Raw genomic sequence first — 22,974 nt, 5'->3', positions numbered from 1 at the left:
TATATGGAGCAAGATAAATGAAAAAAAGTCTCTAAACTCCTATTTTTCTTCTTAACTCTCAAGACTTACTGGAAAATTTCAATTGTATAGATAGCCCGATCCGTCACCAAAGCAAAGCGCTCGCCGTCAAATTGGTATAGTGATGAGTTCTCTAAAGGGATTTCATATATGAATGTAGGGAGTGTTTGATAGGATTTATAATCGGTTTTAACTTTGCCGGCGCCATTTAGTTGTAATGTATGTAGAGGTTCATAGTCATCTAGTCGACGTGTATGTGTCTCATACGTAATTGCAGATAAGTCAATAATTGCCTCATCATAATCATTTAACTCTTGTTTGGAAACTTTTATCTGTTTTCCATTCCATTTTTGTAAAAGTTTATTAAACGCTTCTATATCTAAAAATTGCTTTTTCATATTCCATTCCTCCTATTATGATATTTCCCCCTTCCATGGAAAATCATACGTTAACATCTGTATTTTCGCTGAAGGTCATTAGAAAAACTAGGCTTGTCGCAAGTATATGGAGGACGCTTTTCTTTCCTAAAAAAGGAAAAAGCTGTAGCGCCAATGAGAATCAATTGACCACAGCTTTTAAAAATATGGATTTGATATCGAAATTAGATCGCTTCCTTTTTTATTTGGGATTGCAGCTAGTGCTACCGTTACTTTCCACTGTAGGCGGACGCTTTCCGCGGGCATGGCTTGAGCCTCCTCACTCGCAAAAAACGCTCGTTGCGGGGTCTCAAGTCTTATGCTTTTCCCGCTGGAGTCGCCGCCTTCCGTTCCAAGTAACTTGGTTTGGACAAACTCATGAATTAGTAAAGACCTAAGATAATATGTCAAATGTCTTGGACGTTCCGTGATGTTCCTAGATAATGGTCTTAGGATCATTTGGGACAATTCACGAAGCGAAGATCGCCAAATATGCAGGACTCTGTTGGCGTAAACACCAATCTAGTCGCTTTACAGCTGGCGACACATCGTTATCGCGTAATGGAAATCAGTATCTCCGTTATTACTCGTTGAAGCCGCCAACTTGGTAAGAAGGCATGTTCCTGAATACAAAGAGTATTACGCGAGAAGTTCGATGAAGTACCAAAGCATCAATACAAAAGAGCCCTCGTCTTAACTGCAAGAAAATTAGTGCGTTTGGTGGTTGCGCTACTGCGCAAAAACCAAATTTACACGCCACAAAGGAGCGTCAATACATGAAGCATAATTAGCTTCTAATCCTTTGAGTAATTTGCAGTATTTTACACATATTTACTGGAGTCGGTTTAGTGTTGCCTTTTTTAAGCAAATTGTACCTTGATAACTAAAAAACTATTTAATTTTTACTTGACATACTACCACAGGTCTTTTATCTATATATTCTATTTATTGCAATGATTACAAATACTTGTAAAAATGCCAATTTTTTATGTTATAATATTGTGACAAACAATGAAGGAGGATGTTAAATGTTAGGAGAAGAATTTACTTTGCTAGCACCTATATTTTATCTTATATTATTTTTCACCTTAGTTAATTTTCTATATTTACGTTTCTTTCAAAATAAAATTAAAAGTAACTATCATGTGGTGCTAAACTCAATATTTTTTTTAGTAATAGCCACGGTGCTATTATTTCAAGAGGGAATTATAGTTGATGAGTTTAATAAGTCTCCGGGTTCAATGAATTTTATCCTTTCAATCATTTCAGGGGTAGTATTCTTATTAAGTTTATTTTTTATAAACAAAAAAACAAGTAAATAAAGTTAAAAAATAAATAATTAAAGTGTTATTTATGTAGTTAATGGCATTAGTTCTTCCTTAGACTGAGAACAATGCCATTTCTTTTTTCTACACTATCAGTTATTGCGCTTTGTATTTTTACTCTTCAACGGTATACCATATTTTTTACTATTACTTATAATTTTTTTACTTTATCCTTCGTCGGGTGTGTCAATAATTTTGTGTAAATCCCCTTTTGTAGATGTTAGCTCTGAATACATAATCAGGAAATCTCTATAGTCACAGCGTTAGCTGCTTGTCCTTGACCTTGAGCTTCTTCTTTGTGATTCGCTGTGTTGGGTATAGGGGTCCTGCCAGCGAGAGCATAGAAGAGTACGGTCGTGGTACCATAAAAAAGCGGAAGGAACCCTTATGTGGCTAGATTTTCTGTAGCCGCCGCAGATATACACCACGATCGTAAACAAGGTGAAGGATGGCGGGTTCTAAGTCAATTCTCCAGAGTTTCAAACATGGCAACTAATTGAGGTTATGCCCTGATCAAAGCCCCGATGGCAGTGCATGCTGAATTTATAATTATACTCTAGAAATCGCGTGACAAGAAAACGTTCTAAAGCCTATGAGAAACCTCATGGTTCGCATTGCATTAGTCAGTAGCTACCCTAAAGCACGCTTTGCGAGGGTATTCATACAAAGCGACAACGTTTTTCGCCAAAAAGATGTAGCAAACTTTTTTCTATCCAAAGGCGTTTACGTCATCCCCTTTGAAATCGTAGTAATCTGTGTGAGGGAGATAAGCCCCCCTCACACAGAATAAAAATGCTTTTATGTGGATGATTGGACCGTTTTTTTACCAGTTGTACCTCGGATCTTTTTAATTACAACGCCTTGTTTTGGACCGAAGAGGAAAGCGGCGATAAAGAATACCCCTGTTGCTACTGCCATTGAACCAGCGATGGAAACATTCCATTGGATGGCAAAGCCATAGCCTAGGGCAGCAGATAAAATGCCAATAACACCACTTAAAATTAATAATACAAAAAATCGATCCGTTAAAAGATAAGCCGTTGCTCCAGGGACAATGAGCATGGCGACAACTAATATCGCACCTACACTATCAAATGAAGCGACGGTGGATAAGGATACCATGGTCATTAGTAGATAATGAATGATCATTACTGGCACCCCAATTAAAGTTGCAAATTGCGGGTCGAAGGTAGACATTTTAATCTCTTTATAAAATAGTGTAATTAAAATGAGATTAACCGCTAATACAGCACCGAGCATCCACACGGCAGTAGGCCCATAACTCACCCCGTTGATGGTTAACGTGTTCCATGGAACAAAAGCAATTTCACCCATTAAAGCATGCTGTACATCTAAATGGACTTGGTCGCCAATAAAAGAAATAAGGACAACCCCTAATGCAAACAAGGAAGTGAAAACAATTCCTATTGCTGCATCCGATTGAACCCCAGATGAATGAAGCATTTCCACAAAAACAGCCGTTAGAATACCAACAATGCCTGCACCGATAAGCATGGGAATCCCGCTTAAAGATTGGGTAACAAAGAAAGCCCCAACAATACCTAGTAAAACGGTATGACTAATGGCATCAGCGATCATTGCCATTTTCCGTAAAACAAGAAGCGCTCCTGTAATACCACAAGTAAGCCCGACAAGACAGCCGGTTAAGAGAATCCAAAAAGTATAGCTCATGCATTTCTTCCTCCTTTCAGCAATAAACCCTTCTTTGTCCCAAACAATAAGGAAAAGAGGAAAATAACGGAAGCACTTAATACGATAATTGGCCCGGTAGGTAAATTTTGTATTGCTGTACTTAAGACAGCCCCACTTACACCAGAGATAGCCCCGAATATGCCCGCTAACATGGTCATCCAACCGAGCTGGTCTGTCCAGTAACGTGCAGAAATAGGTGGCGTAATTAATAATGCTGCTATAAGGACAACGCCGACCATTTGAATCCCAATTACAACGACTGCGACAACGAGAAATAACAGGACGGCATTGAAAAAGGTAACTGGTAAACCTAATCCCTTAGCAAATTGTGGGTCAAAGATACTAATCTTAAATTCTTTGAAAAATAGTGCTGTCAGAATGATTAAGCATAATGCGCCAGCTGCAATTAATTGCACATCTCCTTTAACGAGAGAAGCGGCTTGCCCGAAAATAAAGGAATCAAGTCCAGCTTGATTACCCGTTGCATTTTGTTGTATATAGGTTAATAGAACAATGCCAAGCCCGAAGAATACAGATAATGTGATACCGATAGCCGCATCTGTTTTAATCCGTGACCATTTCACAATGGTTTGAATAGACTGTGTTGCTATTAAGCTCGTAACAGCAGCACCTGTTAGTAAATAAGGGACGGTTTTTGTCTGAAACAGAATATAAACGATACAAACACCAGGCAATGCAGCATGAGCCATCGCATCACTAATTAAACTTTGTTTTTTTAATAAAACGAAACTGCCGATAACCCCACTTGCAAAACCGAGCAATAAACTTCCAATTAATACCCATTGTAAGTTGGCACTTGATAAAAGAGCACTAAATTGTTCCATTGTTTATGTACTCCCCTTTGCTGCCTTAGGGCCTTGTTGTAAAAAAGCAATTTTACCCCCATATGCCTCTTCTAAGTTAGCAAGTGTGAACACTCGATTTGTTTCTCCGTATGCGATTGGTGTTTTATTTAATAACAGGACATGGTCAAAATAATCATTTACTGTTTGTAAGTCATGGTGCACAACGAGAACGGTTTTCCCTTCATTTTTCCACTCTTTCATTAATTGAATAATTGCTTTTTCGGTGGACGCATCGACACCTGCAAAAGGTTCATCCATGAAATAGATTTTTGCATCTTGCGCCATTGCGCGGGCTAAAAATACACGTTGTTGCTGACCACCAGAAAGTTGGCTGATTTGGCGAGAGGCATAATCTTGCATGCCTACCCGTTGCAGACAATGTTTTGCCCATGTTACTTCCTTTTTGCTCGCTCGCTTGAACATACCAATATGATTGTACCTTCCCATTAACACTACATCTAGGGCATTGGTTGGAAAATCCCAATCTACTTCACTACGTTGAGGTACATAACCAATTATTTTTCTTTGGCTACGTAAGGGCTTTTTAAACACTTCTACCGTCCCTGATACAGTAGGTAATAGTTGTAAAATAGACTTGATTAATGTTGATTTACCAGCTCCATTAGGGCCAATGATGCCAGTCATCGACCCTTCAGGGACAGAAAAAGAAACATTTTCTAATGCGAGTTGTTTATCATAGGATACAGACATATTGCTCACCGTCAAGGCATTCATCTTGTCGTTCCTCCTTTTATTTTGCATCGAAGGGGCTTGTAATTTTGTTGCACAGAAAGCTAGCGGTTCACTGTGAAATAACAGCCCCAACATGCTTTTTATCCTATACGGAAGTGCGTTTTATTTTAAGGCTTCTACAATGGTGTCAATATTGTGCCTAAACATGCCAATATAAGTTCCTTCTTCTGTGCCTGCTTCACCCATTGCATCAGAATAAAGTTCACCACCAATAGAAACGTCATGTCCTTTTTCTTTTGCCCCTTCTACAACGGCGTTAATCGACCGCTCGGACACACTGCTTTCCACAAATACACCTTTAATGTTTCGTTCTACTAACACATCAATGATTCGTTGAATATCGTTCACACCATAATCGGATTCCGTACTTAGTCCTTGTAATCCCATTACTTCAAACTCGAACGCTTTGCCGAAGTAATTAAACGCATCATGGGCAGTTACAAGTACACGGCTTTCTTCTGGAATTTCATTGAAGCGTTCCTTTGCATAAGCATGTAGTTCATCTAATTCTTTCATATATGCTTCTGTGTTTTTTTCGTAAGTCTCTTTGTTGTCTGGATCTAATTCGCTGAGTCCATCGCGAATGGACTCAGCTGCATATTTCCACAATTCAATATCAAACCAAACATGGGGATCACTTACTTCAGGGCTTTCGGGATCTGCAAGCAGCTTGTCCTCTGGTATACTTTCTGCCACAGGAATGGTTGGTTTATCTTGGCGCATTTCTTCAAATATTTCACCCATTTGCCCTTCTAAATGAAGCCCATTGTAAAAAATAATTTCTGCTTCGGTCATTTGTTGAATATCTCCCTGTACCGCATTATAAAGATGCGGATCCGTTCCGGGTCCCATAATGCTATAAACATCTACATGATCACCGCCAATATTCTCAACAACATCTCCAATTTGTGCGATAGTAGCAACTACTTTAACAGGTTTTTCACTTGAGCCACCGGCGGCGTCCTTGGCACTTGATCCGCAACCTGTAAGAAATGCGATAAGTAGGATCGTAAAACTGATAAAGCCTATTTTCTTCATTCATTTGTTCCCCTCTCTAATTATGTTTACCTAACGCAAAATAACTTTAAAAAAATGACTAACAAGTAGATGTTAGCTCCTTTAAAAATTATTTACATCCAGTTAAATTGTTTCCTTAGTGCAAATTATATGGTAAAGGTTGAAAAAATGCAATAGTTTTATTTTTAAAATGGAATCAACGGTCGAATAAGCTTACTTCTTACTATAGAAAACGATTGGATCACCAACTGGGATGAAAATGAGGTGAACCAATATGGTGCTTTCTAGATTAAACGAGCGAAGTCATCAATTTCTTTTTCATTCATAAACTATAAAGTAAACGTGTAATCTATAGAGGTTTATTTTTCTTGGCATGATTGTACGTACTCGCAAGGATGTAGCCTAAAGTCACATAAGAAAAGCGGGATGAAGTTACTGTTATTTCTCCATTACGTTTGTGGAAGTCTACAGTATTTTCTACCGGGCTAAAAAGTGAATTGGAGGGATTTGCGTGACAGATACGAAAGAACTGAATCATGCAATTGCAGAAATTACCGAGATAGCCTCTGGGTTCGGTCTCGATTTTTATCCGATGCGTTATGAAATCTGTCCTGCTGATATTATTTATACGTTTGGAGCATATGGAATGCCGACACGATACAGTCATTGGAGTTTTGGAAAACAGTTTCATCGAATGAAGTTGCAATATGACTTAGGATTAAGCCAAATTTATGAATTAGTAATTAACTCGGATCCATGCTATGCCTTTTTATTAGATACGAATAGCCTCATTCAAAATAAATTAATTATTGCTCACGTTTTGGCGCATAGTGATTTTTTTAAAAATAATATTCGGTTTTCAAATACACGGCGTGATATGGTAGAGAGCATGACAGCAACAGCTGAGCGAATTGCTCATTATGAAATGGTGTATGGAAAGAAGGAAGTGGAGCAGTTTTTAGATGCGGTTTTAGCTATCCAAGAGCATGTTGATCCAACACTCTTCCGGTCAAGGCTAAGCTATGAAGAGATGGAAGCCTTGGAAAAAGATTCTCCCAAACAGAAAACGCCTTATGATGATTTGTGGGATTTAGATGCTGAAGTAATGAAGAAACCAGCGATTGAAAAATACAAAAAGAAATTCCCGCCACAGCCAGAAAAAGATCTGTTATTATTTTTAGAATCCTATAGTAAAGAGTTAGCGGATTGGCAGCGCGATATTCTAACCATGATGCGGGAAGAAATGCTTTATTTTTGGCCGCAGATGGAAACGAAAATCATGAATGAAGGCTGGGCTTCGTATTGGCACCAACGAATTTTAAGAGAAATGGATTTAAGTAGCGAGGAGACGATTGAGTTTGCTTCGTTGCATGCAGGGGTGGTACAGCCTTCTACTCGTCAATTAAATCCTTATTATTTAGGATTAAAAGTATTAGAAGATATAGAAGAACGCTACAATCAACCTACAGAGGAAATGAAGCTACGAGGAGTAAAACCCCATTCTGGAAGAGAAAAAATATTTGAAGTTAGAGAGCTAGAATCAGATATTTCTTTTTTACGTAATTATTTAACGAAGGATCTCGTACAGCGAGAGGACTTATATTTGTTTGAAAGAAAGGGAAGGAATTATCAAATTACGAATAAAGATTATGAAAACATTCGTGATCAGCTTGTAGCAATGCGGGTGAATGGTGGGTTTCCGTATATTACTGTAGAAGACGGTGATTATTTACGCAATGGTGAGTTATATTTGAAGCATCATTATGAAGGGACAGAGTTAGATGTTGCCTATTTAGAACATGTATTGCCATATATTTATCAGCTATGGGGACGTACGGTATGCCTAGAAACGATGATTGATGAAAAGGGAATTGTCTACTCCTATGATGGAAGGAAAACCGTCCATCGATCATTGTAGATAAGCCAATAACTGTGTTGTTGCACGCATGTTATAATTGGACGTTTATCCTTAGGCGAACGTTCTAAAAAATACGCTATGCAATTCAGAAGAGAGGCCTACAAATAGGAGGGGGCGTCTCAGATAGATAGGCAGAAATGTGTATGATCCCATATCATTATTGCAAAAAGATTAATTATTCTTTACAAACGGTTGCGGTTACAAAAATAATATAGACAAATGATCAGAAAATGGTAAAATTTAAGTAACAGGTAGAGAGAGGAGGGCTCCTAAGATGAAGCGGTGGATGAAGAAAATAGCGGTTATGGCAATTGCCTTTGTAACACTAGGCATGTATGTACCTACTTCGCTAACACAAGAATCGGTGGAGGCAAAACCTCGAATGAATTCGGATTCCGATGTTAGTGAACAGTCAAGCACTGTTGTCTTAGAAGAAACTCCTCCTTTCGTCGATCCAAGGGTAGCATTATCAGAAAAAGCGAAGGAACAAGTGTTGCGTAAAATGGGGCCGAGAATATCAGAACGTGTCGCGGATGAGTTTACTACTGTTATTCTCCCTAAAATAGAGCAAGTTATGGAAACGGTAATGCTAGATGAAAATGGAGAGCCCATATCTCATTATGGGATTACGGAAGACCCTTCTAGCGGATATGGCGAGCGAATTTTCCATGTTTATGATTATCATAAACAGGAAAATGTAGTGAAGTTTCATGTGAGGAGAGTTCATCGGCCATTAGAAGGGCATTGGTTTAACTTTCATTATCATTTAAATACAGATCAATTTGAGACACATTATGAAATTGGAGAGATTTTTTGGGATAAAAATACGCCACCAAAATGGATGACGTAACACATATAGAGTCGATGCCGTCACTTGTTAAACAAGCGATTGCATCGACTCTTCCATTTTCACTATAGGAACCTAACAGCGTTTATGTTGATGAGGTATAATTTACACTATAGAAAAATGCTTTTAAGGTTTATCTCGTATATAAGGTGTTTTTAATACAATAAGTTACGTTTTTAGAAAGGCGCTGATTACCCTTATAGGGATAAACACTTTATCGTGAGGCTTATTGGTTTATTTCTTTTAATACTTCACCAATGGAACGATTATGAATGAGTTGATCGGCATAGCGGTCTAATTCTGTCGGCTCCTGATTGACAATAACTAACTTAGAACCATTTTCTTTCGCAATCAGCGGAAATTGATTGGCGGGGGTTACGCTTAAAGAAGAACCAAGTACAATAAATAAATCCGCTTTTTCTGTTTCTTCTAACGCAAATTGAAAGGCGTCCATCGGTAAGGTTTCCCCGAACAGAACAATGGAAGGGCGAAGAACCCCTTGGCAAGAACAGTAGTAATCTTTATTTACATATTCCTCACTACTATATTCTTTTCCACAAGATTGACAGTGTAGCTTTTGCAGCGTTCCATGTAGTTCAGCGACCCGCATATTCCCAGCTTGTTGATGAAAGCCATCTACGTTTTGGGTAATGATCGATTGAATACGTCCTTGTTTTTCCCAATCGGCTAAAATATAGTGCCCTTCATGCGGCTGATATGTTTTAACACCTACTACTCGTTCCCGGTAAAACGCAATAAATGCTTCGACATTAGAGTTTAGTGCATCTGTGGAGGCAATCTTACTAGGATCTTTTTGTCTCCATAGACCTTTGTTAGCAGAGCGGAAATCAGGTAACCCACTTTCTGTTGACATGCCAGCTCCTGTGAATACAACCGTGTATTTCGCTTCTTGTAACCATTCTTTAAGCAACATGCTTCCCTCCAGGTTTATTCTTCTACACGAACTATTATACTAGAATAACGGCTTAATACCCAACATTCTTGACAAATAACGATGCAAATTCACATGCTATGGTTACGCATGTCTACTTCTTAGCATGCGATCGTAATCGAAAAGGTGCAATAATCAGTACAACAATTAAAAACAACCCCATATATCCAATAAAAGGATAGAAAAACGATACTAATTTGGTGAAGCCTACAAAGCTAAGTGCAAATGCAAGCAAAATAGTAATGATACTAAAGCGACGAAAGGCTGATGTTCCACTTGGTTTAAATCGCGCACTAAAAGAAAAGAACATACTAACTGCCGTGTTAAAAATCATCCCAAACAGAATGACAGAGTACACCATTCCTAAAATAGGAGACATATCGTCCGCAATCTTTAAAATGGGCATTTCATAATTAGCTACAAGCTCCATATTGGAAAAGATAGCTAAGTGGTTAAACAGTATTAATATCCCAATACCTAAACCACCTAACAAACCGCCAATAGTGGCTTTGCGTCTATTAGGTTCAGCTCCTCCCATCACTAGCGCCATAGATGCACCTAAAGCGATATTATAGGAAACGTAATTGACAGCAGAAAGCAACCAATTTGATACAGCTGAAGTTTGTTCTAAAGCAATAGGCTCCATTTTTGCGAAGGAATGGTCCATGGTTAATAAGCTATAAATCGAGATAAGCATTACCATGAAGATGAGAAATGGAGCAATACTAGCAATAATTTGCACAACGCGATGAATATCAAGCATGACAGTAAGTATAACGATTATAGTCATCGTTGTAATTCCAACAAAAGCAGGTAGTCCAAATTGTTGGTTGAAAATAGAGCCAGCACCAGCAATCATAACAACACCGACGCCGAATAACGTAAATACAATAATATAATCGACGATTATACCTAAATGTCGACCGCTAATAAAATAGATAACATCCCGATGAGAGGTGGTTTGTGTTTGGCTCCCTAATCGAGTTAAAATCATACCTAAATAAGTAAATAAAGCCGTTGAAATAATAACACCAATTGTTCCAATGTAACCGAAGCTAGTAAAATATTGTAATATCTCTTGCCCGGAGGCAAATCCAGCCCCCACAATGATACCAATAAATGCACTCGCTATTTGTAATATTTTCTTCATGGAAACGCCTCCGTATAAGCACCCCTATATGCTACTTTTTATAATGATGTTTTACATTTCGTTAGGGACTGTAAAGTATGTGCTGATTTATTGCGGATATAAGTTGCTGTAAGAATCCCGTACTTCCAAAATGAAGATGTGCGTTGAACAAGCCAAAGTGGGAGATAACAGCATCTCAATCACTTTTTTCGTGGTCTAGGAAATTATAAAATTTAGCAGCTGTGGATAAACTTACTAAGTTATTTAGCCACGTCTGGCTCCAGCGCCCAGCAACTAGGCGACTTCACGAATCGCCCTAAGCTAAGTCATCATCGGTTCGTTCTAAATAGGAAGGCCGACTAAAGACGGGCTTGCCGGAGGGTGTCGGCATACTCCTGTTGCAGGAGCATGATTCTTAAAACTTTCGTTGATTCGCTCCACTCGCTACGTTGCTAAACGGGCGCCCCGAGCCTTTGTTCTAAGAGGCCTCCGGGTTATACCCTTGGGCTATTAAACAATCCTTGTGGAATAAAAGAAAAAGTCCACGCATTGAAATTTCACTGTATAAATTTGAAGTAATAAGCCATCCTTGTGAGGAAGCCTGCTCTTTTACTGAATGATGCTTGCTTTTTTTAGCAGTGGAGAACTGAATTACCCTTATTTTTTCCAAAGTCAAAAAATGGCGCCTAATTATCATATCATATTTTTTACTGCAAATAGAAATTGTATTAGCCCATTGTTTATTAAGAATAATAGGTTTGTTATCGGTGATTCCATAAAAAGGAAAAACAATTACTCCATCATGTATAGTATGACTTTATATTCCGTTAAAATCCATGTATGATAGAAAGAAGATATACAAACGCTAGTAAAAATTAGTTATTTTGCATACATAAGGGGGCATATAAAGGTGATCATTGCGATCATTGCTTTATTATTCGTATCATTTTTCTTCTCTGGTAGTGAGACAGCTTTAACTGCCGCAAATAAAATGAAATTACAAACAAAAGCAAGTCATGATGATAAACGGGCGGATAAATTGCTTCAATTAGTTTCAAAACCCGAGCAATTTATTACGTCAATATTAATTGGGAATAATATTGCAAATATTCTTTTGCCTACATTGGTAACCATAGTCGCAATGGAATACGGAGTGAATGTCGGGATTGCATCTGCTATATTGACCATTACGATTATCATTTTTGCAGAGGTAATACCAAAATCTGTGGCAGCTGCGTTTCCTGATCGGATCGCCTACATTGTTTACCCCGTAATTCGAGCTGTTGTTTTCATTTTTCGACCGTTAACGATGTTACTAAATGCCATCACAGGGTTTATTATTAAATATTTATCAAAAGGTCAAGAATCGGATGCATCGGTGTCTCGAGATGAAATCAGAGCAATGGTTGATCTTGCGCGTACAGAAGGGATATTCAAGCAGGATGAATCACATCGGATTAAAGGTGTGCTTGAGTTTAGTAATTTAAATGTAAAGGACGCCTTAAAAACGCCAAGAGTTGATATTGTAGCACTACCTAGTGATTCGGATTTTGAGGAAGTACGTAACATAGCCATTCAAAACCCCTTCACACGATACCCTATTTATGAAGCGGATATCGATATGATAATAGGTGTCTTTCATTCAAAATATTTGTTGTCATGGTCGATGGAACCAGATAAATCACTCGAATCTTTTAGTGATATGAATCCATTGATCGTGTTTGAATTCCACGCTGTAGATTGGGTTTTTCGCAAAATGATCCAAGAAAAAAAGCATATGGCAATTGTGTTAGATGAATATGGTGGAACAGAAGGTATTATTACACAGGAAGATATTATTGAACTTTTAATTGGATTAGAAATCGAGGATGAAACCGACCGAGGTAATGAACCGCTTGTGGAAAAAGTGACAGATAAGGAAATTATTTGTAATGGCAAAATTTCCTTGCATCGACTAAATACTATTTTTCACATAAACATTATAGATGATGAGGATATTTTGGCTGGTTACCTGTTAAAAAAAATGCATCGTTTTCCTCATGAAGGAGAAGAATTTCAAGATGACCAATTAACGTATCGCATCTTAGAAGTCGACGAACGTATGATTAAACGGGTACAAATATTGAAAAACGTGAAAACAGATGAAGGAAGTAAAGTATAACTAGAAAGCTTTTATTCGTTCTTTAGTAGAAAATCTTGCTTGCTAGTAATTACACTGCAAACTATCGTGGAGGAGGAGCAAAAGTGGAATACGATACAAAAGTTATTAATCGAATGAAACGAATAGAGGGACAAATCAGAGGATTGCAACGAATGATGGAGCAAAACAAAGATTGTCGTGAGGTTGTTGCACAAATGTCAGCAGCTAGAAATGCTATCGATCGCACAGCGGCATTAATTGTTAGTCAAAATTTAGAGCGTTGTATCCGTGAAGAACAAGAAAAAGGTGGCAACACCGACGAATTAATTCAGGAAGCAGTGCAGTTGCTTGTGAAAAGTAGATAACACAAATAGGCAGTAAGAGCTAATTTCAAAGGGGGATGTAAACACTTCCTCCTTTAATTGCATTCTCCATATAAGTATATTATTATATACTTATTAAAGGTGGTGAAATGAAGTTGGATAAATCAATTTGGGATCTAGAGCGTGCCACGGTGGTGTTTAAATTGTTAGCAGATCGCACAAGGTTGACGATAATGAAAATTTTAGAGTACCGAGAGTGTTGTGTGTGTGAACTGGTGGAAATATTTCAAGTAAGTCAGCCTTCTATTAGTCAACATTTACGCAAGTTAAGAGATGCTGGTTTAGTACAAGAAGAAAAAAGAGGGCAGTGGACGTATTATGCTTTGAATGAAGAAAGTAACGATTTTCCTATGGTACAGACAATTTTGCAACAGCTCCCTGATCAAGGAACGAAACTGAAAGCAGTGCAACAAAAAGGGGGTTTGCACTGTTCGTCTTAGGAGGTAATTTATTTTGTCATCATCGATTTTACTAGCATTGAGTCTATTTATCGTTACTTTAGTATTTGTCATTTGGCAGCCTAAAGGGCTGTCTATAGGTTGGTCTGCATGTGGCGGAGCGGTATTAGCCTTCATCTTAGGAGTAGTAGATCTACAAGATGTACTTGAAGTAACGAACATTGTCTGGAATGCAACGTTTGCCTTTATTGCAATTATTCTAATTTCTCTTGTTCTAGATGAAATTGGGCTATTTGAATGGGCCTCCTTACATATGGCTAAAATGGCTAAAGGGAATGGCGTAAAAATGTTTGTCTACGTTAGCATTTTAGGGTCTATCGTTGCGGCATTATTTGCTAATGACGGTGCTGCTTTAATACTAACTCCGATTGTATTAGCGATGGTACGTCACTTGCATTTTCAAGAAAAAATGATTTTTCCATTTGTTATAGCGAGTGGATTTATTGCAGATACGACATCCTTGCCATTTGTCGTAAGTAATCTAGTCAACATTGTATCTGCTGACTTTTTTGATATTGGTTTTGCAGCGTATGCATTTAGGATGTGGTTACCCAATCTCGTTTCACTTATTGCAACCATCAGCATACTATTTGTTTATTTTCGAAAAAGTATTCCTCGTACTTATTCGCTTGATCAACTGAAGCAACCAAAAGAGGCAATTCAAGACAAGAGATTGTTTCGCCTATCTTGGTATGTGCTGACAGTACTATTAATTGGTTATTTCGCAAGCGAGTTTATTGGCATTCCTGTTTCTATTGTAGCTGGAGCGATTGCTATCGTTTTTCTTATATTGGCTCGAAAAAGTAAAGCGATTCATACAGCAGCCATCGTAAAGAGTGCACCGTGGAATATCGTATTTTTTTCTATTGGGATGTACGTTGTTGTATATGGCTTGCGAAATGCAGGGCTCACCGATCTACTAGCAACAGCGATACAAGTAAGTGCAGATCAAGGGTTATTTGTAGCAACAATGACGATGGGGGGAATAGCGGCTATCTTATCGTCCATCATGAATAATATGCCGACAGTCATGATTGATGCGCTTGCCATAGCGGAGACGAATACATCTGGTGTGATTCGTGAAGCTTTAGTCTACGCTAATGTTATTGGTTCTGATCTGGGTCCAAAGATTACCCCAATTGGTTCTTTAGCAACATTGTTATGGCTTCATGTGTTGGCACAAAAAGGGATAAAAATTTCATGGGGTACGTATTTAAAGACGGGAATCGTATTAACCATTCCTATCCTACTCATAACATTAACAGGGCTTTATATAAGTCTATTACTATGGTAAGGAGTTCGATATAATGAAGAAAAAATTGGTATATTTTTTATGTACAGGAAACAGTTGCAGAAGCCAAATGGCGGAAGGATGGGCGAAATATTATCTTGATGAGAAAGAATGGGAAGTAAAAAGTGCTGGATTGGAGGCACATGGGCTAAATCCGAAAGCTGTAAAAGCAATGCAAGAAGTGGGGGTTGATATTTCTTCCCAAACTTCAGATATCATCGATTTAGATCTCATTCATCGCGCCTATTTGGTTGTCACTCTTTGTGGCGATGCCAAAGATAATTGCCCAACAATACCGCCACATGTGACACATGCGCATTGGGGATTTGTTGACCCAGCAAAGGCAGAAGGAAGCGAAACAGAGAAAGGCTTCGTTTTCCAACGAGTGCGAGATGAAATAGGCGCTCGTATCAAACAATTTGCGAAAATAGAAGCAAACGATTAAGTTACATTCATTGATAAATTCTAGAACGAAACATTAGAAATAAGGAATGCGGGATGGAATGAGAAACGGCAATGGTGAGGGCGTAAGGAGTAAGGTGTTGTACAGTTTATTTGTTTTAGCGCATTACCTAACAAAACGAAGGCTTAGGTATGAAGAAGTAGTAAAAGCCTTCGTTTTGCACTATAGGTGAGTATAAAAGTTTAAAGTTTATAGTATAAGAAAAACTCCTCTATTTAAGCATGGATTGGAAGCTTAACCGTAAAAATATTTCGATCCTGCACCGTATCTATTTGAATACTTCCATCGTGCTGGTCGATAATTTCTTTCGTAATGGCAAGTCCTAGTCCAGCTCCGCCTGTGTCTCTACTGCGGGAGGATTCAAGACGATAAAATCGTTGGAAAATCAATTCTCTTTCTTGGCTTGGGATTGGTTCACTAGGTCCGGAAACAGCAATATAATAGCCGTTATTTTGTTTTTGTCCGGTAATACGAATAGACCCTTTCCCTTTATAGTATTGAATCGCATTGTCTAAGAGATTACTTATGACTTGCTGCATTCCTTCTGCGTGGACATATACATCTGCTACTTCCGCTTGTAGTTCCAATTTGATCCCCGTTTGTTTTAGTGTCCAATGGAACATAGAAACGCATTGCTCCAGAAGTGGTTTTACTGCCTGCATTTCTTTGCGGTTGTAAGTGCTTGCGTTCGTATAGTCCCATTGCTTTAACAGATCAAATTGGTCTAGCATGGAAGTAAGACGCTGTGATTCTTGATAAAGCGCTACAAATAACGCTTGATTCCCCTCTATGTCACCTGACTTCAATGCAGACAGATACCCATTAAGATTAGATAACGGTGTACGAAATTCATGGGAGATGTCGGAAACAAGCTTCTTTCGATCTGTTTCATTACGGTTCAGTTGATCCATGAGTTGATTGTATTGCTGTACAAGTTGCCCAATTTCATCATTTCGGGAAACGGGAATAGGGTCTGGGTATTTTCCAGTTTGTAGTAATTGGGTTGCTTCCATCAATGCATGAATAGGCTGTAATAATTTTTTAGATAGATAATAATATAAAATAGAAGCGACAACGATGGCGATGATAACAAATATCCAAACATAATTTAACAACGTTTGGTTAAATTGCTGTTGTCGTAGTTCATCGAGGTTTCCTACCCCAGCAGCTAAAAAACAAGCCGTATTATATAAAGCCCAACCGCTAATCCATAAAGCGACACCAATGACAAAGAAATGTAAAAAAGTTAATCGCCATAGAAAGCTGACGGGCGCCAAGTTTATGAGTTTACGATGAATTTTGGACAAATTTATACCCCATTCCACGAACGGTTTGAATCCGTTTTGGCTTCGCTGGTTCTTCTTCAATTTTTTCCCGCAGTTTCTTAATATGTGCATCAATGGTTCGGTCTAATACCGTACTCTCTGCGTTAGGGTAGAGTTCTGTAACAAGTTGCTCTCGCGATAAAACGTTATTTGGATGTTGCATAAACAGATAGAGAAGATTAAACTCAAAATTAGTTAGCTGTATGGACTTATTATGAAGCCATACCTCTCCTTTTCGCGGCTTAATGCAAAGTCCATCATAGACTATTTTTTGGCAGTAACTCCCTGTACGTCGCAATACTGCTTCCACGTGTGCTATCAGTTCATTCGCATCAAATGGCTTTGTCATATAGTCGTCTGCCCCAATTTTTAGTCCTGCTATTCTATCTTCAATACTTGTCTTAGCAGAAAGCATAATAATAGAAACTTCGCCGTTTTCTTGTTGTTTTACCCATTCACAAAACTCCTCACCACTTACTTTCGGAAGCATTAAATCGAGGATGATGAGGCACGGGAGGTGTTTTATAAATATAGCTTTCGCTTCCTCTCCATCTGCTGCTTCTACAACAACGTATCCATTTTTCTCTAAATATATGCGTACTAGATTCCGTATCATTTTATCATCTTCAACGATCATAATGGTTTGCTTCATGATCTCACCTCAACCTTAGTGTAACGCAGTTGATGGGAAAAGTGATACTAGAAAGCTGCCGTTAGAGAAAGAAATTACTTTGAAGTGATCTTGATTTGATTCGTTCCAGTCGCTACGTTGCTAACCGGGTGCCCTGAGCCTTTGTTCTATTTGTTTCGTACAGCTTTCTTTACTCCATTTTTTCAAACTCTTGTACCATTAAATCATAATTCATTGCACCAAATGCTTTGTATTGAATAATGCCATTACTGTCGACCATAAAAGTGGTCGGGATAGGCTGTATTTGGTACGCATTTGCAACTTCTGTATTTTCGTCTTTTAAAATGGGAAATGTAAGCTCAAAATCAGAGACAAAGTTCTGGATCGTCATTAAATCACTTTCTGTTTCTGTTAAGTTAATTGCCAAAATATTTATATCCTTATCATCATAGAATTTTTGCATATCTGGCATCTCAGCACGGCAAGGCGGGCACCACGTAGCCCAAAAATTCACCATTACACGTTCACCGCGTAATTCCGATAATTGAATCGTATCTCCGTCCATTGTAGATAAATTGAAATCCGGAGCCAGATTGCCAACTTCTAAGCCAACTTCACTGGAATCTCCTGTTTTTTCTGTCTCGCTTGTTTGATTTTCTTGTGTAGTAATTTGGTTGCCACTTCCAGCAGGCGGCGCATCTGCTTGTTCTGCTGTATCATTGGATGAAAATACAAAATCGTATAGCGCCCAAGAGAACATGCCCACTATAATGATGATTAAAATTGCTTTTTTCATAAAACTTTCCTCCTATCCTAGGTTGGTTAACCAAGTATCTTGAACAAGGTTTAATAAAAACGCAGAAATTCGTGGCATGAAGCCTGTAAATAGTAGAATACCCATGAGAATCATGATAACTCCACCGATTTTCATAATAATTCCACTATATTTAACGATCCATCTTGTAGAACCGAGAAAGAAAGTAAGGATAAGAAAAGGAAGTGCAAATCCGATGACATAAAATATCGTGTACCAAGCTCCCTGTGTCGGATTAGCTGCTGCGACAACTAAAATGGACGCAAAAATAGGACCAATACATGGCGTCCAACCCGCTGCAAACCCCATCCCTACAAACACTGTACCTAAATATCCTACCGGTTTACTTGCAAAGCGAAATCGTTTCTCTTTCATAAAGGAAGTGATTTTTAACCAGCCACCAACAAATAAGCCCATGACAATAATGAAAATGCCGGCAATTCGCTGAATGAAATCTCCAGACTCTCCAGCTAAAAGCCCTTGAATCCATTGCCCCAAGAAAGAAACACCAATACCGAGACTAATAAATATGAGAGATACGCCAAATAAAAAGAAAATCGCATGAATAAGTAGCTTACTTCTAATCTTTACATTGTTATTCGTTTCTAATTCTTTCACACTCATTCCAGTTATGTAGGATAGATAGGCTGGAAAGATAGGTAATGTGCAAGGAGAAAGAAAAGAAAGCATTCCTGCTCCTAACGCTAACCATATGGTTAAATCTGCTGCTGCTGTCATGAAGACACCTTCTTTCGTTTAAATAAAAATATACAGATATGAATCAACCCAATCATGACAAAGAAAAGTGGGTGGATCATATAACTGAAAATGGTAGTAAATGGTAGTACATAGCTAAGAATTAGTTTCCCAATCGTCCAAATGACGGTTAAGCATAGGAAAAGCATAGCGCTTTGCATTCTATCTTTAACCAATAGATAGATGAGTAAAAGAAGCAACATAAGGATAAAATTACCCCACGCTAAGGAATTATTTTGCCAAACGATATCGATAAATTGGTAAGTAAAAGAAGCTACCAATATGACAGGAATGGCGTTTATTAGTAAGTTTTGCAACTGCAAGCCACTTTTTTTACCTTGGTACGTCATTTGTATGGTTAATAAAAGTAATGCAAGATAAAAAGCTTGGGCATCACTTGGATATGCTAAAACGGCAATTGGGTCAGAGAGAAATAATGGCAATTGTAAAATAATTTTAGCTACCCAAATAAATAAAATGAGATTTATTAAATAAGAAATGATTTGTTCTACATTTTTTCGTTTATCCTTACTCGACAGGTTGCTACTTAGGTAGTACGCTAGTAATCCAACAGAAAAGCTGATGATATTGGCTGCAAGGCTCATTAACACCGTAGTTGATGGCATATGTTTTCCTCCAAATTTTACACGAATCTGATGATAGTATAAATAAGAAATGTGAAAGTTTGATGAAAGAGAAAAAATGGATGTTTCGTTCAAAAGATATCGCTTTATATGTTATTGGAATTCGAAACAGAAGAAGAAATAAATCGTTAGAAAGCTGAAAAAGAATGAATTATGTTACTATTATATTAGTTATGATATAACATAATGCTTTACACAGCTTATTAAAAGGAGCCTGATTTGATGACCCTTATTGCAAAGCAAGCTTACTTTAAAATGGAAAGAGTAGTATCGAGTTTACAGCAAGAGGATATCAAGCAGGAACGGATGTTATATTTGTATACGAATAAGGTCGTTACACAGAGACGCGAGTTTCCTATCGATAATGTGTTAGATTTTTCCTATCGCCCTGTGTCTAATCAAGGGGGAATTTTATATTTACACTCATTACAAGGCGTATACACATATACAGTGGATTCATCTCCAGAAGAATTTATCCAAATCTTTCAGGATTATTTTAAATAAGATAGGGTAATGCCTTAGGTAGGGGGAAGGTTTACTTTACATGTTTACGTGATGCAAATACAGCGAGAAGGTCGAGTAGCTCGAAGCATTGCTTTTCTACAATAGAACAGGGGCGTTTCGTATAAAGAAATCACAGCTTTCTCCATATTAATTTGGTTATATGCTAGGCTGTTATAAAAATGGGAGATAACATATAAGTGGGCGAACGATCCGTATACCGTCTGTTGATAGACTCTAGGAAAACATAAAAGGAAAAAAATACTACAGTTTTAGCCATAGGAATTGGTGACAAGCCAAGTTTTTTAATTATATTATCGATGGATTGTTCGTAGCACAAAAGGATTTAAACGAACCAGGCATGAAGTGCTGTTATCTAGCCTATATACTCTTAGATTTGGCTTTTTCATGTGTAGGCTGACAGCAGTTTAAGATGCCGAGGTGAGTAGGTTTAAGAACTTCCTTTAACTAGCAATTATTCTTTAAGGGAGCGGGGCAGAAAAGTGGAGATCAAACATCTACAGTATTTTATGGAGGTAACGAAGACCGGAAGCTTCACCCAGGCTGCAAACCAACTATATATAACGCAACCTGCGATCAGTCGAATTATTAAATCGCTCGAAGAAGAGCTTGGAACGACGTTGTTCATTCGTTCTAGAAAGAAGCTTGTACTAACGGAAGAAGGGCAGGTCGTGTATCAGCATGCCAAAAGTATAGAAGCAGAATATCAAACGTTATTATCGAATTTAGGTCAATTTCAGCAACTGAAAAAAGGACATATGCGAATTGGCCTTCCTTCGATTACAAATGGATTTTTCTTTTCGCAATTAATTGCACCATTTCATCGCCAATACCCAGATATAACGTTTCAGCTAGAGGAAGATGGTTCAAAACGAATTGAAGAAAAAGTGCATCAAGGTGAATTGGACTTGGGAGTTGTTGTTTTGCCGGCAACATACGGTGATTTTGCGTGCCATACTTTTATACATGAAGGGCTAAAGTTAGTTGTTCCAACGAGTCATAGGTTCGCTCGACGAAAAAGTATGACGTTACATGAACTAGAAGAAGAAGCGTTTATTATGTTTAATAAAGATTTTGCCCTACGTGACAGTATCGTTAAGGCGTGTCAAGAGGCAGGATTTAAGCCGAAAATTATTTTAGAAACATCGCAGCTGGATTTTATCGAGGAAATGGTAGCTTCGAATATCGGCGTTGCTATACTACCTGATAGCACATGTCAGGAGCTGACGAGAGAAGTCACTTCTATACCAGTAACGAACCCTGCAATGGAATGGAAGCTAGCTTTAATTTGGAGGCGAGATTCTAATTTGTCTTATGTTATAAAGGAATTTATCCATTTTGCTGAAGAAAAATTGCACTATTAAGTATTAGGTTTATAAGCAAAACGAAGGCGTTTCAGCGCCACATAGACTTGGTGATAAGCCAGGTCTTTTTACATGTGGTCTAGTTTTTTGTTTCAAATACAGTTCAATTATAGAAAAGGATAATTGAACCTAAAAGAACATTCTTACTTGTTGCTTAAAAATGTGGAATTAATTACAGAGAAGCGTATATCTTCTGTTTTTAAAGCGTTTACATAACAGTTTGTTATGTGATGTATGGGATATTGGCATTTTACGCTTGCGGTCAACGGGAATTATAATAGATGAGAAGCTGAAATTGAATAGATAAGGTGATACAATGCATGCGAAAAGAAGCAAGGATACACGGATCATTCAAAATGACCAAGTGTTAATTAATGACTTAAACAATTACCACACGTTGTTTGGCGGAGTGTTAATGAAGAAATTAGATGCATGTGCCACCTTGTCAGCAAGGAGACATGCAAGAGTCAAAGAATGTGTGACAGCATCTACGGACTCCGTTAATTTTAACTCGCCTATTCGCCAAAGCGATTCTGTCTGTATAGAATCCTTTGTAGCCTATACAGGAAAAAGCTCCATGGAAATCTTCTGTAAAGTCATTGCTGAAGATATGATTACTGCTGAACGTCGAATAGCGGCTACAGCGTTTTTAACGTTTGTTGCTTTAGATGAAAATAAAAAGCCGATCGAAGTTCCAAAAGTAATCCCGGAAACAGAAGAGGAGAGGTTTCTTTATGAGACTGGTGAAGAAAGAGCCAAAATTCGTCGATTAAAACGACAACAAAATAAGGATTTAGTTGCTAAACTTTCTATTAAAAAACCTTGGGATGAATAAAGGGACGAAAAGGAGAGGTTTTCAATGATTATTACTTCTAGCTATGAGGAATTATTAGATGCGAAACGTGCAATCGCGTCATTTAGAGCAACTAAACCAGAAGAGTATAAGCAATTCAAGCGAATCATTCAATTGACGAGACAGCTACAGTTTAATTTTCAATATATGGGTTGTCTCATCATGGACGAAGATCCAACTAAGTATCGACCACAAGTTAACGATGATTATATCTTAAATGTGTATAAACGGGAGATTAACAAATTAAAAGAAGACCCGAAATCACAAGATATTAAGGCCCTCTTAGGCGCTTATAAACAAATCGGTTATGGAAAGATATGTGAATTGATTCTGGGTAAACAACCTATATCTTTAGTCGGTCCAGCCGTTGTATAGA

Annotated in this window: 25 protein-coding genes and 2 pseudogenes; 13 read left to right on the top strand and 14 right to left on the bottom strand. The window is 38.0% G+C overall.

All coding sequences use genetic code 11. The features are described from left to right. Window positions 1–65 precede the first annotated feature (65 nt). Both ymzB and BUB45_RS20170 read right to left on the bottom strand, forming a co-directional pair. Window positions 66–416, bottom strand: a complete 351-nt coding sequence (ymzB, locus tag BUB45_RS09705) for a protein YmzB (protein ID WP_073008030.1) — start codon at window positions 414–416, stop codon at window positions 66–68. 177 nt (window positions 417–593) lie between these two features. Then, entirely contained in the window at window positions 594–845 is a 252-nt protein-coding gene (locus tag BUB45_RS20170; protein WP_212590759.1) for a hypothetical protein, read from the bottom strand. 62 nt (window positions 846–907) lie between these two features. Here BUB45_RS20170 and BUB45_RS09700 point away from each other — a divergent pair. Together BUB45_RS09700 and BUB45_RS09695 are read left to right on the top strand one after the other, a co-directional pair. Beyond that, window positions 908–1,214, top strand: a pseudogene (locus tag BUB45_RS09700) (transposase); the annotation flags it as partial. A gap of 248 nt (window positions 1,215–1,462) precedes the next feature. Further along, window positions 1,463–1,756 carry a hypothetical protein gene (locus BUB45_RS09695; protein WP_073008027.1) on the top strand — a complete coding sequence of 98 codons (294 nt, stop codon included), beginning with the start codon at window positions 1,463–1,465 and terminating at the stop codon, window positions 1,754–1,756. A gap of 466 nt (window positions 1,757–2,222) precedes the next feature. On the opposite strand, the pseudogene BUB45_RS20785 reads toward BUB45_RS09695, so the two are convergent. The 5 genes and pseudogenes from BUB45_RS20785 to BUB45_RS09675 form a co-directional block, all read right to left on the bottom strand. Then, a pseudogene (locus BUB45_RS20785) lies at window positions 2,223–2,349 on the bottom strand (IS256 family transposase); the annotation flags it as partial. Between the two features lie 208 nt (window positions 2,350–2,557). After that, a complete protein-coding gene (locus BUB45_RS09690) occupies window positions 2,558–3,451 on the bottom strand; it encodes a metal ABC transporter permease (RefSeq protein WP_073008024.1) in 894 nt (297 codons plus the stop codon). Continuing rightward, a complete protein-coding gene (locus BUB45_RS09685) occupies window positions 3,448–4,317 on the bottom strand; it encodes a metal ABC transporter permease (RefSeq protein ID WP_073008022.1) in 870 nt (289 codons plus the stop codon). The genes BUB45_RS09690 and BUB45_RS09685 overlap by 4 nt, the downstream gene beginning before the upstream one ends. Before the next feature lie 3 nt (window positions 4,318–4,320). After that, complete coding sequence (locus BUB45_RS09680; protein ID WP_073008019.1) at window positions 4,321–5,073, bottom strand: metal ABC transporter ATP-binding protein; 753 nt, start codon at window positions 5,071–5,073, stop codon at window positions 4,321–4,323. Window positions 5,074–5,193: 120 nt separating this feature from the next. Continuing rightward, window positions 5,194–6,129: a metal ABC transporter solute-binding protein, Zn/Mn family gene (locus BUB45_RS09675; protein WP_073008016.1), complete on the bottom strand. Its 936-nt coding sequence runs from the start codon at window positions 6,127–6,129 to the stop codon at window positions 5,194–5,196. A 490-nt stretch (window positions 6,130–6,619) separates the two neighbouring features. Here BUB45_RS09675 and BUB45_RS09670 point away from each other — a divergent pair, with 490 nt between their 5' ends. Both BUB45_RS09670 and BUB45_RS09665 read left to right on the top strand, forming a co-directional pair. After that, a complete protein-coding gene (locus BUB45_RS09670; protein ID WP_084723597.1) occupies window positions 6,620–8,026 on the top strand; it encodes a SpoVR family protein in 1,407 nt (468 codons plus the stop codon). A gap of 274 nt (window positions 8,027–8,300) precedes the next feature. Next, the gene (locus BUB45_RS09665; protein WP_073008010.1) at window positions 8,301–8,876 is read left to right on the top strand and encodes a YpjP family protein; all 576 of its coding nucleotides are present in this window, start codon (window positions 8,301–8,303) and stop codon (window positions 8,874–8,876) included. A gap of 223 nt (window positions 8,877–9,099) precedes the next feature. Here the strand turns inward: BUB45_RS09665 and BUB45_RS09660 are convergent, their stop codons facing one another. Both BUB45_RS09660 and BUB45_RS09655 read right to left on the bottom strand, forming a co-directional pair. Further along, a complete protein-coding gene (locus BUB45_RS09660; protein ID WP_073008459.1) occupies window positions 9,100–9,804 on the bottom strand; it encodes an NAD-dependent protein deacylase in 705 nt (234 codons plus the stop codon). 115 nt (window positions 9,805–9,919) lie between these two features. Continuing rightward, window positions 9,920–10,975, bottom strand: coding sequence for a YkvI family membrane protein (locus BUB45_RS09655; protein WP_073008008.1), 1,056 nt, complete (start codon window positions 10,973–10,975; stop codon window positions 9,920–9,922). An 889-nt stretch (window positions 10,976–11,864) separates the two neighbouring features. Here BUB45_RS09655 and BUB45_RS09650 point away from each other — a divergent pair. From BUB45_RS09650 to arsC, 5 genes are all read left to right on the top strand, one after another. After that, entirely contained in the window at window positions 11,865–13,115 is a 1,251-nt protein-coding gene (locus BUB45_RS09650) for a hemolysin family protein (RefSeq protein WP_073008005.1), read from the top strand. An 83-nt stretch (window positions 13,116–13,198) separates the two neighbouring features. Then, window positions 13,199–13,459 (top strand): metal-sensitive transcriptional regulator, encoded by a 261-nt coding sequence (locus tag BUB45_RS09645; protein WP_073008002.1) that lies wholly within the window; start codon window positions 13,199–13,201, stop codon window positions 13,457–13,459. Window positions 13,460–13,572: 113 nt separating this feature from the next. After that, complete coding sequence (locus BUB45_RS09640) at window positions 13,573–13,917, top strand: ArsR/SmtB family transcription factor (RefSeq protein WP_073008456.1); 345 nt, start codon at window positions 13,573–13,575, stop codon at window positions 13,915–13,917. 13 nt (window positions 13,918–13,930) lie between these two features. Beyond that, window positions 13,931–15,229: an arsenic transporter gene (locus BUB45_RS09635; protein ID WP_073007999.1), complete on the top strand. Its 1,299-nt coding sequence runs from the start codon at window positions 13,931–13,933 to the stop codon at window positions 15,227–15,229. Between the two features lie 13 nt (window positions 15,230–15,242). Next, complete coding sequence (gene arsC / locus BUB45_RS09630; RefSeq protein ID WP_073007996.1) at window positions 15,243–15,671, top strand: arsenate reductase (thioredoxin); 429 nt, start codon at window positions 15,243–15,245, stop codon at window positions 15,669–15,671. A gap of 233 nt (window positions 15,672–15,904) precedes the next feature. Here the strand turns inward: arsC and BUB45_RS09625 are convergent, their stop codons facing one another. The 5 genes from BUB45_RS09625 to BUB45_RS09605 form a co-directional block, all read right to left on the bottom strand. Continuing rightward, on the bottom strand, window positions 15,905–16,996 hold the full coding sequence (locus BUB45_RS09625) for a sensor histidine kinase (RefSeq protein WP_073007994.1): 1,092 nt from the start codon (window positions 16,994–16,996) through the stop codon (window positions 15,905–15,907). Further along, window positions 16,977–17,666, bottom strand: coding sequence for a response regulator transcription factor (locus BUB45_RS09620; RefSeq protein ID WP_073007991.1), 690 nt, complete (start codon window positions 17,664–17,666; stop codon window positions 16,977–16,979). Before BUB45_RS09620 ends, BUB45_RS09625 begins: the two co-directional genes overlap by 20 nt. A 169-nt stretch (window positions 17,667–17,835) precedes the next feature. Then, a complete protein-coding gene (locus BUB45_RS09615) occupies window positions 17,836–18,441 on the bottom strand; it encodes a redoxin domain-containing protein (protein WP_073007989.1) in 606 nt (201 codons plus the stop codon). A gap of 12 nt (window positions 18,442–18,453) precedes the next feature. After that, window positions 18,454–19,197, bottom strand: coding sequence for a cytochrome c biogenesis CcdA family protein (locus tag BUB45_RS09610; protein WP_073007986.1), 744 nt, complete (start codon window positions 19,195–19,197; stop codon window positions 18,454–18,456). After that, window positions 19,194–19,841, bottom strand: coding sequence for a hypothetical protein (locus BUB45_RS09605; protein WP_073007983.1), 648 nt, complete (start codon window positions 19,839–19,841; stop codon window positions 19,194–19,196). The genes BUB45_RS09610 and BUB45_RS09605 overlap by 4 nt, the downstream gene beginning before the upstream one ends. A gap of 240 nt (window positions 19,842–20,081) precedes the next feature. Between BUB45_RS09605 and BUB45_RS09600 the strand changes: the two genes are divergently transcribed. The 4 genes from BUB45_RS09600 (at window position 20,082) to BUB45_RS09585 (ending at window position 22,973) form a co-directional block, all read left to right on the top strand. Then, on the top strand, window positions 20,082–20,363 hold the full coding sequence (locus tag BUB45_RS09600; RefSeq protein ID WP_073007980.1) for a hypothetical protein: 282 nt from the start codon (window positions 20,082–20,084) through the stop codon (window positions 20,361–20,363). A 500-nt stretch (window positions 20,364–20,863) separates the two neighbouring features. Then, window positions 20,864–21,745: a LysR family transcriptional regulator gene (locus BUB45_RS09595; protein WP_073007977.1), complete on the top strand. Its 882-nt coding sequence runs from the start codon at window positions 20,864–20,866 to the stop codon at window positions 21,743–21,745. Window positions 21,746–22,061: 316 nt separating this feature from the next. Continuing rightward, entirely contained in the window at window positions 22,062–22,580 is a 519-nt protein-coding gene (locus BUB45_RS09590; protein ID WP_073007974.1) for an acyl-CoA thioesterase, read from the top strand. A 24-nt stretch (window positions 22,581–22,604) separates the two neighbouring features. Then, a complete protein-coding gene (locus BUB45_RS09585; RefSeq protein ID WP_073007971.1) occupies window positions 22,605–22,973 on the top strand; it encodes a hypothetical protein in 369 nt (122 codons plus the stop codon). The last annotated feature ends 1 nt before the right edge of the window (window position 22,974 follow it).

It is taken from the genome of Virgibacillus chiguensis (assembly GCF_900129865.1).
Classification (GTDB): Bacteria; Bacillota; Bacilli; order Bacillales; family Amphibacillaceae; genus Virgibacillus; species Virgibacillus chiguensis.
Note: the sequence above shows the minus strand (reverse complement) of the source record. Positions and strands in the feature narration are given on the sequence as shown.

What these genes read in the sequence shown, in the direction of transcription:
- ymzB (WP_073008030.1), bottom strand. Translation starts at nt 416, where the DNA reads ATGAAAAAGCAATTTTTAGATATAGAAGCGTTTAATAAACTTTTACAA.
- BUB45_RS09695 (WP_073008027.1), top strand. Translation starts at nt 1,463, where the DNA reads ATGTTAGGAGAAGAATTTACTTTGCTAGCACCTATATTTTATCTTATA.
- BUB45_RS09675 (WP_073008016.1), bottom strand. Translation starts at nt 6,129, where the DNA reads ATGAAGAAAATAGGCTTTATCAGTTTTACGATCCTACTTATCGCATTT.
- BUB45_RS09610 (WP_073007986.1), bottom strand. Translation starts at nt 19,197, where the DNA reads ATGACAGCAGCAGCAGATTTAACCATATGGTTAGCGTTAGGAGCAGGA.
- BUB45_RS09685 (WP_073008022.1), bottom strand. Translation starts at nt 4,317, where the DNA reads ATGGAACAATTTAGTGCTCTTTTATCAAGTGCCAACTTACAATGGGTA.
- BUB45_RS09620 (WP_073007991.1), bottom strand. Translation starts at nt 17,666, where the DNA reads ATGAAGCAAACCATTATGATCGTTGAAGATGATAAAATGATACGGAAT.
- BUB45_RS09590 (WP_073007974.1), top strand. Translation starts at nt 22,062, where the DNA reads ATGCATGCGAAAAGAAGCAAGGATACACGGATCATTCAAAATGACCAA.
- BUB45_RS09665 (WP_073008010.1), top strand. Translation starts at nt 8,301, where the DNA reads ATGAAGCGGTGGATGAAGAAAATAGCGGTTATGGCAATTGCCTTTGTA.
- BUB45_RS09585 (WP_073007971.1), top strand. Translation starts at nt 22,605, where the DNA reads ATGATTATTACTTCTAGCTATGAGGAATTATTAGATGCGAAACGTGCA.
- BUB45_RS09690 (WP_073008024.1), bottom strand. Translation starts at nt 3,451, where the DNA reads ATGAGCTATACTTTTTGGATTCTCTTAACCGGCTGTCTTGTCGGGCTT.
- arsC (WP_073007996.1), top strand. Translation starts at nt 15,243, where the DNA reads ATGAAGAAAAAATTGGTATATTTTTTATGTACAGGAAACAGTTGCAGA.
- BUB45_RS09655 (WP_073008008.1), bottom strand. Translation starts at nt 10,975, where the DNA reads ATGAAGAAAATATTACAAATAGCGAGTGCATTTATTGGTATCATTGTG.
- BUB45_RS09600 (WP_073007980.1), top strand. Translation starts at nt 20,082, where the DNA reads ATGACCCTTATTGCAAAGCAAGCTTACTTTAAAATGGAAAGAGTAGTA.
- BUB45_RS09605 (WP_073007983.1), bottom strand. Translation starts at nt 19,841, where the DNA reads ATGCCATCAACTACGGTGTTAATGAGCCTTGCAGCCAATATCATCAGC.
- BUB45_RS09615 (WP_073007989.1), bottom strand. Translation starts at nt 18,441, where the DNA reads ATGAAAAAAGCAATTTTAATCATCATTATAGTGGGCATGTTCTCTTGG.
- BUB45_RS09680 (WP_073008019.1), bottom strand. Translation starts at nt 5,073, where the DNA reads ATGAATGCCTTGACGGTGAGCAATATGTCTGTATCCTATGATAAACAA.